This window comes from uncultured Phyllobacterium sp. (genome assembly GCF_902479695.1).
Lineage (GTDB): Bacteria > Pseudomonadota > Alphaproteobacteria > Rhizobiales > Rhizobiaceae > Phyllobacterium > Phyllobacterium calauticae.
In genome coordinates this window covers 1-11,672 of record NZ_CABSQF010000075.1, presented here as the reverse complement: position 1 = coordinate 11,672, position 11,672 = coordinate 1, and the positions used below count along the sequence as shown (strand labels likewise).

Below are 11,672 nucleotides of genomic sequence, written 5' to 3'. Positions count from 1 at the left end.
CAACATAGCGCACTTCGCCAGGATCATAACCCAGAGCCTGAGCGCGGCCGCCCAAAGCCCCGGAAAGCAGTCAACCGGACTGTTTTAACACCCGAACGGGCAAAGCCGCGCACCGCAAACAACCAAACCAGCTTCTCACAAAACACAAACATAACCCCGCCAAAAGCGGGGCTTTCGTCGTTCGAGGTGGCGCAAAAATACCAGCGCCCGAAGTCCCTTGTGCAGCAATATATTCGTCGGCTAATAATGCTCAAAAAGTTTGAAACGTTCATTCCGCTCAACCCGAATAACCATTGCACGGGTTCGATGCCGAGGTAATCTGGCAGTGTCATTGTCCATGCTTGCAGCCAAAGGAATTTTCGGCAGATGAACGACGATGTAATCGAGATGCATGGTCTGCGCGTTCTTTTGTTCGCCGGGGAGGGTGACAAACTTGCCGCCGCGCGGGATGCCAATACGTTCCTCAGCGAGACCTGGGCGCAGGACGCAACGCTCGCCGTGATTCCGGTTTCACGGCTGGGCGATGATTTTCTTGACCTCAAGACCCGAATCGCCGGGGAAGTCATCCAAAAATTCGTCAACTATCAGATTCGCCTGGCCATTCTCGGAGATATTTCCGCATGGGCGGACACAAGCAAGCCATTGCGCGATTTTGTCTATGAGACGAATCGCGGCCGCAGCCTGTGGTTCATTCGCGATCTGGCAGAACTAGAGCAACGGCTGGCAATTCACGCAGCCGGCTAACGCGGTTTTGCCGCGGGTGCCGTGGTGCCGCGCGTCACCAGTTCGAACCCGACATTGACCGCTGCTGCCGGTGCGTATTCCCGGGCGGAGCTGCGATCGAGAACCTGCAGCAGAAGTTCGCCGGTCCTGCGGCCGATCTGTTCGGCATCGATGCGAATCGTTGTGATCGCCGGAACACATTGCCGGGCAATATCGAAATCGCCAAAGCCCATCAGCGAGAGATCGCCGGGCACCTTGATGCCGCGCCGGTGACATTCCATCAGCGCGCCGACGGCGGAAATGTCGGAAACGGCGAAGACCGCTTCCACGTCCGGGGCCTGTTCCAGCAATATGCCGAGCGTAAGGGCGCCATGATCGTAGGAAACCGGGGCTTGGCCGGCGCGAATCACCAGTTCATCACTCAGGCCAGCTTCGCGCAGCACCGAGGTGAAACCTGCGAGCCGTGATTCGCCGCGCAAATCCTTCGCATCGCTGTCCATCCTGGATCCAAGCGCACCGATTCGCCGGTGCCCCAATGCCAGGAGGTGCAGTGCCGCTGCCCGTCCGACTTCATAATTGGAAAAGCCGACCGCATGGTCGATCGGATGTTCCGGCGTATCCCAGATTTCGACGATCGGAATACCAGCCCGCAGCATCATTTCATTGGCCGCCTTGGTGTGGGTGGTACCCGCAACCACAATCGCATCGGGCCGCCGGGCGAGCATGGCGCGGATGATTCGCTCTTCCTCCTCCAGCCGGTACATGGTGTAACCGATGAGGAGCTGATAATCGGCTGGCCGCATGGCCTCGGCAAGACCCTGCGCGGTATCGGCGAAATTGGAATTGGTCAGGGTCGGCAGAATCGCCGTGATAAAGTTGGTGCGCCGGGAGGAAAGGCTGCCCGCCACCCGGTCCGGCACGTAGCTCAGCTGCTCGATGGCCTTCATCACCCGGTTACGGGTTGATTCGGAAACGAGATCAGGGTCCGCCAGCACCCGCGAGACGGTCATCTTCGACACGCCGGCGAGGCGGGAGACGTCGTGCATGGTGGCTTTGGGCGAAGATGGCGGCACGGTTCGGTCCTGTCTGTTCCGAATCAGTTACTTCGGGGCGATCCTGTTGTAAACCACGTGGTAGAAACGGCCATCGAACATGCGCATCATTTCATCGGTGATGGCGCGGCCTTCGAGGCGCACCGGCGAGGCAAGGGCTTCCTTCACGGCTTCCATCGAGGGATAGTCGACCTCCTGGACCATGGCGATGGGGGGCGAATCAGGGTCCGAATCAACCGCGCGCATGACGCGCACCGCCTGGGCGTTCGGCATGCGCTTCCAGACAGGCAGCAATCGTTCCTCCACCATCTGAAAGAAGGCGTCTTCCTGGCCTTTATGAATCGTTCCCTCGAAAATGGCCGACCGGGTGAACATGGATCCTCCTTGCGCGTTGAGAGCGTGGCATTTTCGCCTTGCCACTTGTAATGATACCGATAACATGCTTGATTGGAAAAACAAGCAGCAAAATTGACAAGCCGTCAGGGAATGCTGCCGAATGGTTTGAATAGGCTGCGGCTTGATGCTTCTGGACGAAATACTGTCGAAGACTCGTAGCGCAGTATCGCGGAATCAACAGGCTGAATGGGAATGTTATCGAGAACAATTGATACACACTGAGACTGGCGGGTGATGCTCGGGAGGCATCGCCGGAATCATGGACAACACGACAAGTGGAGGAGACAAGAATGGGTATTTCAAAATCATTGCGTGTGATGGTCGCGGCCGTCGGCCTTGCCGCTGCAGGGCTGTTTTCGGCAGTCGATGCCAATGCGGTCACGCTGAACGACATCACCTCGCGCGGCACCGTCCGAATCGGCGTGCTCACCGGCGCGCCGCCGATGGGCATGGTCGACGAGAAGGGCAATCCGACGGGTTACGACGTCGATGTCGCCAACCTGATTGCCGGTTATCTCGGCGTGAAGGCAGAACTTGTGCCGCTGACGCCGCCATCGCGCATCCCGGCGCTGCAGACCGGCAAGGTCGATTTCCTCATTGCGACGCTTGCGCCAACGGGCGAGCGTGCCAAAACGGTGATGTTCACCCAGCCCTACAGCGCTTTCAACATGGTGATCGTTTCCGGCAAGGACCAGAAATTCGCGGCCCTCTCTGAACTCGGCGGCAAGCGCGTCGCGGTCAATCGCGGCTCGTCACAGGAAGCGGCCTTGCGCAAAGTCGCCGTTCCAGGGCTCGAACTCGTGGTCTACGAGGATGATTCGACCACGGCCCAGGCGCTGATCGCCGGACAGGTCGATGCCGTCGCGCTGCCATCGACGGTGGCCGACGCCGTGTTGAAGCAGCTGCCCGATGCTGGTCTACAGGTTGGTTTCACCTTCTTCCGCCAGGGCAACTCCATGGCAACGGCGCTGCAGGATTTCGAGATGCGCCAGTGGCTCAATACGGCGATTTATCTGATGAAGAACTCCGGCGAGCTCGATGCCATTTCGGTCAAGTGGACCGGCCAGCCCATGCCGCAGCTGCCATCGTTCTGATCTGCCGCTCAAACGGTTCACCGGGCAAAGTCTGCCCGGTGCCATTTTCCAATGGAGACCGGAGATGTCCTACACCTTCCAGTTTGGCGTCATCGCCCAGTACCAGAATGAAATTCTGGCCGGCATATGGATGACGATCAAGCTTTCCGTGGCGTCGATCATCCTTGGTTGTGCCGCCGGTATTGTCCTTGCGTCGATCCGCTCGATGAAAACAGGCATCGGCCGCATTCTCGTCGATGCCTATGTCGAGATCATCCGCAACACGCCGTTTCTCGTGCAGCTCTTCATTGTCTACTTCGGCCTGCCGGGGCTCGGATTGCGCGTCAGCGCGGTGACGGCTGCCCTGATCGGCATGACGATCAATCTCGCCGCCTATTCCACCGAGATCATCCGCGCCGGCATCGAATCCATTCACAAATCGCAGATCGAGGCGGGCGAGGCACTGGGCTTCACGCGGCTGCAGATTTACCGCCATGTCATCATCATGCCGGCCATTGCCAAGGTCTATCCGGCGCTGTGCAGCCAGTTTGTCCTGATGATGCTGGCATCGTCGGTGTGCTCGGCGATCTCGACGAAGGAGCTTGCAGCATCGGCCGCCTTCATCGAATCGCAGAGTTTCCGTTCCTTCGAAGTCTATATCGTCGTTACGCTCATCTATCTGGCGCTGGCGCTCGCCCTGCGCGGTGTGCTGGCCGTTATCGGGCTGTGGTTGTTCGGCCGCCGCGTGGCACGGCGAACCGCGGTCGCTCTTCCGGAGGTGCAGGCATGATTCTCCGTACCTTCGGTTTCAGCGAATTCGGCTTTCTTGTCTCGGCGCTGCTGTGGACAGTTGTCCTGACCATCATCGCGCTCAGCGGCGGCGGTATCGTCGGCTTCGTCATCGCGCTTGCCCGCACCTCCACCCACAAGTGGCTGCGGATCGCGGCCGCAACCTATATCCAGATCATCCAGGGCATCCCGGTGCTGATGATCCTGTTCCTGTCCTATTACGGGCTGAGCCTCGCCGGGCTGCAGCTGCCGCCTCTCGTGGCAGCGGGCGCTTCGATGACGATCTACGCGTCGGGCTATCTCGCCGAGATCTGGCGCGGCTGCATCCAGTCCGTGCCCAAGCCGCAATGGGAGGCGTCCGAATCGCTCGCCATGACGCGCGTGCAGCAATATCGCTACGTGATCCTGCCGCAGGCGCTGCGCATCTCGTTGCCGTCAACCGTCGGCTTTGCCGTGCAGGTGGTCAAGAATACGTCGATCACCTCGATCATCGGCTTTGTCGAACTCGCCCGTGCGGGCCAACTCATCAACAATGCGACGTTCCAGCCCTTCCGCGTGTTTCTTGCGGTCGCGGCGCTGTACTTCGTCGTCTGTTATCCGCTGTCCCAGCTGTCGCGTTGGCTGGAAAGGAGACTCCATGCCAGAAGTCATCGTTGAAAATGTCCATAAAAGCTTCGGCTCGGTCGAGGTGCTCAAAGGTGTCTCGCTGACGGTCGAGCGCGGCGAGGTGATCGCGCTGATCGGCCGGTCGGGTTCCGGCAAGAGCACGCTTTTGCGTTGCATCAACGGCCTGGAAAAGATCAATTCCGGCCGCATCGAGATTGCCGGCCACACGGTAAGCAGCGATCCCAGGCAGCTGCGGGAACTGCGCCGGGACGTCGGCATCGTCTTCCAGAGCTACAATCTTTTCCCGCATCTGAGTGTCGGCGACAACATCATGCTGGCGCCGAAGATCGTCAAGAATGTCGCCAGGGCACAGAGCCGCGAAACCGCGGAAAACGTGCTGAAGCTTGTCGGTCTCTCGGAAAAATTCGATGCCTATCCGGATGAGCTGTCCGGCGGCCAGCAGCAGCGCGTCGCCATTGCCCGCTCCCTCGCCATGCAGCCGAAAGTGATGCTGTTCGACGAGGTGACGTCTGCGCTCGATCCGGAGCTGACCGAGGAAGTGCTCAACGTCATGGAACAACTGGCACGGGACGGCATGACGATGATCCTCGTGACCCATGAAATGGCTTTTGCCCGCCGGGTCGCGACCAGAACCATTTTCATGCACCAGGGCAAGATCTGGGAGGAGGGGCCATCGAAACAGCTCTTCAGCGATCCCAAGACGCCGGAGTTGCGCCAGTTCGTCAAAGCCGATGTCAAGTAAATCCATCCATTAGGGAATCCCATGATCATGCCGATCGATATTCTGCAGCTATGCCCGCTGATGCCCGCACTCGAAGCGGATCTTGCCAGGCACTATACCGTGCATCGTTGGTTTGAGACGACGGACCAGCCGGGCTTCCTGAAATCGCATGCGGATCGAATCCGCGGTGTGGTGACGGGCGGGCATATCGGCATTCCGACCGAGCTTGCGGCTCAATTGCCCAAGCTGGAAATCGTTTCGATCAACGGTGTCGGTTACGACAAGATCGACCTGAACGCGGCGCGCCAGCGCGGCTATCGCGTCGCCAATACACCGGATGTTCTGACCGCCGACGTGGCCGACCTTGCGCTTGGGCTGATCATCAATCTGGCGCGGCAGCTTGTTCTGGCCGACAATCATGTTCGTGCAGGCAGCTGGCCAAAGAGCGAACTCGGCCTCGGGCACCGGGTAACGGGCCGGCGCTACGGCATTTTCGGGCTTGGCCGCATCGGCCAGGCCATCGCCAAACGCCTTGTCGCCTTTGACGGGCAGATTTCCTATTCGGGGCGCCGCAAGCTCGATGTTCCCTATACATTTTACCCGACGCTCGCGGAGCTTGCAGCCAATTGCGATGTGCTGATCATTGCGGCGGCCGCTTCGGCCGAGACCAGGCATGCGGTCAATGCCGATGTGCTGAAAGCTCTTGGGCCCAAAGGCAGCCTGATCAATATCGCCCGCGGTTCGCTTGTCGATGAAACCGCTCTCGTTGCAGCCTTGCAGCATGGTACCATTGCGGGAGCCGGGCTCGATGTGTTCGCGGACGAGCCGCGTGTGCCGGAGGCGCTGTTCGGCATGAAGAACGTCGTGCTTTCGCCGCATGTGGCCAGTGCCACCCACGAAACACGCCGGGCCATGGCCGATCTTGTGCTTGCCAATCTGGAAGCGCAATTTGCCGGCAAGCCGCTGCCGGCGGCGGTTGTTTGACAGATATCGCGATAGACAGGGGAAGAGCCGCCATGGCCGATGCATCCATGATTGCTATTATTGGCGCGGGGCTCATGGGCGCTGCGATTGCCACACGGCTCATCGAGACCGGCCATCCGGTCACGGTGTTTGACGTCGATGCGCAGAAGGTGGCGGCACTTGTGGCCAAAGGTGCCGTGGCGGCGCTTTCGGTTGCCGCGGCCACGGCGCAGAGCCGGTTCGTCATTCTGAGCCTCAACCATGCCGATATTGTCCGGGCGGTCGTGTTCGGCGCGGATGGCGTGGCTGCGGCCGCCGGAGCCGACAGGCTGCTGATCGACATGTCGTCGATTGATCCGAAGGAAACCGCTGACATGGCGGCAGTGCTGGCGGAATCAACGGGGATGAAATGGCTGGATTGCCCGTTGTCCGGCGGTGTTCCCGGTGCGCTTGCCGGGCGATTGACCGTGATGGCTGGCGGCGATGCCGCCGATTTCGAGCGCGGCCGAATCGTCATGCAGCATCTCTGCGCCAACTATACGTTGATGGGGCCGAGCGGGGCGGGGCAGACGACGAAGCTGATCAACCAGCTGTTTTGCGCCGTGGCGTTCCAGGCGGTTGCCGAGGCGGTGAAGCTGGCGGAAGCGGGTGGCGTTGATCCGGCGCTGATACCGCAGGCGCTGGCGGGTGGGCGGGCCGACAACCGGATCATGCAGGAATTCATGGCGAAGTTTGCCGCGCGCGACTACACGCCGACCGGGCGCATCGACAACATGCTCAAGGATCTCGATTCGCTGCAGGTCTTTGCGCTGAAGACGAAGACGCCGTTGCCGATGACCGGTCAGGTCGTTGAAATTCACCGGCTGCTGTGTGCAGCCGGTCTAGGGGCGCGCGATTCAGCCGAGATGATGCGGCTTCTCGATGGCTTTTCCGGCTAGAATCACAGTTCCTGCGCTCTCAGCCATGCCACACTGGCCTCGACGATCTGCGTGATCGGATGCGCGACATCCTGCGTGAACACGAGTGGTTCACCCGTTGGCGATTCCAGCGTCGCCAATTGGCTGTCGAGCATCGACAGCGGCATGAAATGCCCGGTGCGCTTGCCCATGTGATCGCGCAAGACGGCCAGGCTGCCGTCGAGAAAGACAAAGGCGAGGGTCCCGCCCGCTTCCCGGCGCAGCCGGTCGCGATACATTTTCTTCAATGCGGAGCAGGACACGACCACGCCTTTTTCGGCCTTGGCGAGTTCCGCGCCGATCTTGTCGAGCCACGGCCAGCGGTCCTCGTCGGTCAGCGGGATACCCACCGACATTTTCTTCACATTGCTTTCCGGATGCAGCACATCGCCTTCAATGAACGGCAGGGACAGTGCCGCCGCGATGCCCTCTCCAACTGAAGATTTGCCGGAGCCGCTCACGCCCATGACGATCAGCCTGATCATAGGGAAGCCGTGATGCCGCCATCGACATGGATGACCTGGCCGTTGACGAAGGACGATGCATCGCTGGCCAGAAACACCGCCGCACCGACCAGTTCCTCGACATTGCCCCATCGTCCCGCCGGGGTGCGCTTTTCCAGCCAGCCGGAGAATTCCGGATTGTCGATCAGCGCCTGATTGAGCGGCGTCTTGAAATAGCCGGGTGCGATGGCGTTGATCTGCAGGCCGTATTTGGCCCAGTCCGTGCACATGCCGCGCGTCAGGTTGCGGACAGCGCCCTTGGTTGCGGTGTACGGCGCGATGGAGGGCCGCGCCAGTTCGCTTTGCACGGAGGCGATATTGATGATTTTTCCGCGTCCACGCTTGATCATGTGCTTTGCCACGCTCTGTCCGGCATAAAAGACACTGGACACATTGGTCTGCAGCAGCAGCTGCCACTTGTCTTCGGGAAAGTCCTCGAGTGGCGTGCGGAACTGTATTCCGGCATTGTTGAACAGAATATCGATCGCGCCAATATTTGTCTCGATCGTGTCGACGCCGGCCTTGACGCTTTCCAGGCTGGTCACGTCGAACGCGGCCGCATGGGCTTTATGGCCCGCCGCCCTGAGTTCGGCAACGGCGGCATCGACCTTTGCCACATCGCGGCCATTGATGATGATTTCCGCGCCGTGTTCAGCCAATCCCTTGGCCAGGGCAAAGCCGATTCCCTGGCTTGATCCCGTAACGAGGGCGCGTTTTCCCTCCAGGCTGAACAATGGATAGGCCATTCTTTGTTTCCTCCGGTTCTGCGGAATTCCGATTGCGGGATGTCATCGCTTCCTTCTCCGCTTGACATAAATGTTATCGATAACATATGCAAGTATTCCGGTGTTATGGCGCTGAAATTGATCCCGGCCGTTGCGGCTGGAGGCTTGAAGCGCAAGGGGAGGAACGTATGAAGGCTGTTGTCATCCACGCGGCAAAGGACTTGCGCATCGAGGAGCGCGATCCCGGCATTCCCGAAGCCGGGCAAGTGGATATTGCCGTTGAGGCCGGCGGCATATGCGGCTCGGACCTGCACTATTACAATCATGGCGGGTTCGGCACGATCCGGCTGCGCGAACCCATGATCCTCGGCCACGAGATTGCCGGAACCATCAGGGCATTGGGGTCGGGGGTCAGTGGTCTTGCCGTCGGTGACCGGGTGGCGGTATCACCCAGCCGTCCCTGCAACCATTGCGATTATTGCCTGCAAGGGCTGCAGAATCATTGTCTCAACATGCGCTTTTACGGCAGCGCCATGCCCATGCCGCATATCCAGGGCGCATTCCGCCAGCGGCTGATTGCCGAAGCCTGGCAATGCCACCGGGTGGCGGATGGCGTTTCGATCAACGAGGCGGCCTTTGCCGAACCCTTTGCGGTGACGCTGCATGCGGTCAAGCGTGCCGGTTCATTGCTTGGCAAGCGTGTCCTTATTACCGGCTGCGGCCCCATCGGGGCGCTGACCATCCTGGCGGCGCGGGCGCATGGCGCCCGGGAGATTGTCGCGACCGATGTCATGGATGCGGTGCTGGTCAAGGCCCGGGAGATCGGGGCGGACCGGACCATCAATGTCGCCGACCATCCGGAACAACTGGCAGCCTATTCCGCCAACAAGGGTTCGTTCGATGTGATGTTCGAGGCATCCGGCAATGAACGGGCCCTGCGCGCCGGGCTCGACGTTCTGCGCCCGCGCGGCATTCTCATGCAGCTCGGCCTTGGTGGGGACATCGCCATTCCGCAGAACCTGATCGTCTCCAAGGAAATCGATCTGCGCGGCTCCTTCCGCTTCCACGAGGAGTTCGGCCTCGCGGTTGATCTGATCGGCCGGAAAATTGTCAATGTGAAGCCGCTGCTCACTGGCATCTTCAGCCTTGACGAGGCGGTGGAGGCCTTTGAGACCGCAGGCGATCGCAGCCGTTCGATGAAGGTGCAGCTCGCGTTTGCCTGACATTCGTGCCGGGAATGCCCCAAATGTCCATTGAAACCGCTTTTCCCTATGTTAAGGTCCGGCGCCGCTTCCCCTTTGACAGAGCGTTGATGCTTTCGGGTCTATCGCCGGGGGATTGTTCGGCATAAGCGTTTCGGGAGAAGGCCGGTCGACGGCTGCAGCGTGACGGCCCTTGTGCCGTCATCAGGAAGGACAGAACATATCATGACAGTGCACCAGAACCTGATCGACGGCGCGTGGATCGGTGGCGATGCGATCGCCAACATCAACCCCTCCAACACCAATGACGTCGTTGGTCAATATGCGCGGGCGACGGCCGAAGACACGCTGAACGCCATTGCCGCGGCAAAGGCGGCGTTCCCGGCCTGGTCGCGCTCCGGCATTCTTGAGCGTCACGCCATCCTGCGCAAGACCGCCGATGAGATCACCGCCCGCAAGGACGAGATCGGCCGGCTGTTGTCACGCGAGGAAGGCAAGACCCTGGCCGAAGGCATCGGCGAGACCGTGCGCGCCGCCCAGATTTTTGATTTCTTCGCCGGGGAAGTCCTGCGCCTGGCAGGCGAGGTTCTCCCCAGCGCCCGCCCGAACATCGGCGTGGAAGTAACCCGGGAAGCCGTGGGCGTGGTCGGCATCATCACGCCGTGGAATTTCCCCATCGCCATCCCCGCCTGGAAGATTGCGCCGGCATTGGCCTATGGCAATACGGTGGTTTTCAAGCCTGCGGATCTGGTTCCTGGCTGTTCCTGGGCGATTGTCGATATATTGCACCGCGCCGGATTGCCGAAGGGCGTGCTCAACCTCGTCATGGGCAAGGGTTCGGTTGTCGGCCAGACCATTCTGGACAGTGCCGATGTCAATGCCATCACCTTCACCGGTTCGGTGGGGACGGGCAAGCGCGTTGCTGCCGCCTCCATCGAACATATGCGCAAGTTCCAGCTGGAGATGGGCGGCAAGAACCCGTTTGTCGTGCTCGACGATGCGGATCTGACCGTGGCCGTGGAAGCCGCCGTCAACAGCGCCTTCTTCTCCACCGGCCAGCGTTGCACCGCGTCCTCGCGCATTATCGTCACCGAAGGCATTCACGACCGGTTCGTTGCGGCGGCAACCGAGCGCCTGAAGGGTGTCGTTGTCGATGACGCCCTGAAAGCCGGAACCCATATCGGGCCGGTGGTCGATCAGAGCCAGCTGAAGCAGGACGAGGACTATATCGCCATCGGCAAGACCGAGGGCGCCAGGCTGGCCTTCGGCGGCGAGCGGCTGACCCGCGATAATCCCGGTTTCTACCTGCAGCCGGCACTGTTCACCGAGGCGACCAACCAGATGCGGATTTCCCGCGAGGAAATTTTCGGCCCGGTCGCCAGTGTTATCCGGGTCAAGGATTATGAGGAAGCGCTGCATACCGCGAACGATACGCCGTTCGGCCTGTCCTCGGGCATTGCGACGACGAGCCTGAAACATGCCACGCATTTCAAGCGCAATGCCGAAGCCGGCATGGTCATGGTCAACCTGCCCACGGCAGGCGTGGATTTCCACGTGCCGTTCGGCGGCCGCAAGGGCTCCAGCTATGGTCCGCGCGAGCAGGGCAAATACGCTGCCGAATTCTATACGACCGTGAAGACGGCCTATACGCTGGCCTGACGGGCGCTTTCTCCATTTTCATGACAGATCGGTTTTTGACGGGCGGTGCGGTTGCACCGCCCGTTTTCATTGGCTTCTGGGTGTTGTCTCCGTTGAGTTATCCCCAGGGGTTGCTTGGCTGATTTGAGAAAGTTTGGATTTGTGCGTTTTTTTGGGAAAGGCGTGTTGACAGTTTTGGTGGGTGGGGTCTATATACCGACACAACGAGGGCGGGGCGCCGCTGGCGGTTGCTGAATGCGCCCTAAAGGAAGCTCTCAAGTGGTTTTCGGATTGTTGCGCAAGT

At 60.4% G+C, this 11,672-nt stretch carries 14 protein-coding genes; 10 read left to right on the top strand and 4 right to left on the bottom strand.

The annotated features are described in order from the left end of the window. Both RDL77_RS24065 and RDL77_RS24060 read left to right on the top strand, forming a co-directional pair. On the top strand, window positions 1-318 hold a 318-nt coding region (locus RDL77_RS24065; RefSeq protein ID WP_288195013.1), incomplete at its 5' end, for a hypothetical protein. Window positions 319-366: 48 nt separating this feature from the next. Next, a complete protein-coding gene (locus RDL77_RS24060) occupies window positions 367-744 on the top strand; it encodes a DUF4180 domain-containing protein (protein WP_288195011.1) in 378 nt (125 codons plus the stop codon). Here the strand turns inward: RDL77_RS24060 and RDL77_RS24055 are convergent. Together RDL77_RS24055 and RDL77_RS24050 are read right to left on the bottom strand one after the other, a co-directional pair. Then, window positions 741-1,769, bottom strand: coding sequence for a LacI family DNA-binding transcriptional regulator (locus tag RDL77_RS24055; RefSeq protein ID WP_288195014.1), 1,029 nt, complete (start codon window positions 1,767-1,769; stop codon window positions 741-743). The two genes, RDL77_RS24060 and RDL77_RS24055, sit on opposite strands and share 4 nt — an antisense overlap. A gap of 54 nt (window positions 1,770-1,823) precedes the next feature. Then, on the bottom strand, window positions 1,824-2,150 hold the full coding sequence (locus RDL77_RS24050; protein WP_288195009.1) for a hypothetical protein: 327 nt from the start codon (window positions 2,148-2,150) through the stop codon (window positions 1,824-1,826). Window positions 2,151-2,461: 311 nt separating this feature from the next. Here RDL77_RS24050 and RDL77_RS24045 point away from each other — a divergent pair, with 311 nt between their 5' ends. The 6 genes from RDL77_RS24045 (at window position 2,462) to RDL77_RS24020 (ending at window position 7,282) form a co-directional block, all read left to right on the top strand. Continuing rightward, window positions 2,462-3,265 (top strand): transporter substrate-binding domain-containing protein, encoded by an 804-nt coding sequence (locus tag RDL77_RS24045; protein ID WP_223616119.1) that lies wholly within the window; start codon window positions 2,462-2,464, stop codon window positions 3,263-3,265. A gap of 64 nt (window positions 3,266-3,329) precedes the next feature. Next, the gene (locus tag RDL77_RS24040; RefSeq protein WP_223616118.1) at window positions 3,330-4,034 is read left to right on the top strand and encodes an amino acid ABC transporter permease; all 705 of its coding nucleotides are present in this window, start codon (window positions 3,330-3,332) and stop codon (window positions 4,032-4,034) included. Then, the gene (locus RDL77_RS24035; RefSeq protein ID WP_223616117.1) at window positions 4,031-4,690 is read left to right on the top strand and encodes an amino acid ABC transporter permease; all 660 of its coding nucleotides are present in this window, start codon (window positions 4,031-4,033) and stop codon (window positions 4,688-4,690) included. Before RDL77_RS24040 ends, RDL77_RS24035 begins: the two co-directional genes overlap by 4 nt. After that, complete coding sequence (locus RDL77_RS24030; protein ID WP_288195007.1) at window positions 4,671-5,402, top strand: amino acid ABC transporter ATP-binding protein; 732 nt, start codon at window positions 4,671-4,673, stop codon at window positions 5,400-5,402. Before RDL77_RS24035 ends, RDL77_RS24030 begins: the two co-directional genes overlap by 20 nt. A gap of 27 nt (window positions 5,403-5,429) precedes the next feature. Beyond that, a complete protein-coding gene (locus RDL77_RS24025; RefSeq protein ID WP_288195006.1) occupies window positions 5,430-6,365 on the top strand; it encodes a 2-hydroxyacid dehydrogenase in 936 nt (311 codons plus the stop codon). A gap of 32 nt (window positions 6,366-6,397) precedes the next feature. Then, complete coding sequence (locus tag RDL77_RS24020) at window positions 6,398-7,282, top strand: NAD(P)-dependent oxidoreductase (RefSeq protein WP_288195005.1); 885 nt, start codon at window positions 6,398-6,400, stop codon at window positions 7,280-7,282. 2 nt (window positions 7,283-7,284) lie between these two features. Here RDL77_RS24020 and RDL77_RS24015 read toward each other — a convergent pair whose 3' ends face one another. Then, complete coding sequence (locus RDL77_RS24015; RefSeq protein ID WP_288195004.1) at window positions 7,285-7,785, bottom strand: gluconokinase; 501 nt, start codon at window positions 7,783-7,785, stop codon at window positions 7,285-7,287. Then, on the bottom strand, window positions 7,782-8,549 hold the full coding sequence (locus RDL77_RS24010) for an SDR family oxidoreductase (protein WP_288195003.1): 768 nt from the start codon (window positions 8,547-8,549) through the stop codon (window positions 7,782-7,784). Before RDL77_RS24010 ends, RDL77_RS24015 begins: the two co-directional genes overlap by 4 nt. 167 nt (window positions 8,550-8,716) lie before the next feature. Between RDL77_RS24010 and RDL77_RS24005 the strand changes: the two genes are divergently transcribed. Next, complete coding sequence (locus RDL77_RS24005) at window positions 8,717-9,751, top strand: L-idonate 5-dehydrogenase (RefSeq protein WP_288195002.1); 1,035 nt, start codon at window positions 8,717-8,719, stop codon at window positions 9,749-9,751. Between the two features lie 204 nt (window positions 9,752-9,955). After that, window positions 9,956-11,389 carry an aldehyde dehydrogenase family protein gene (locus RDL77_RS24000; RefSeq protein ID WP_288195001.1) on the top strand — a complete coding sequence of 478 codons (1,434 nt, stop codon included), beginning with the start codon at window positions 9,956-9,958 and terminating at the stop codon, window positions 11,387-11,389. Window positions 11,390-11,672 lie beyond the last annotated feature (283 nt).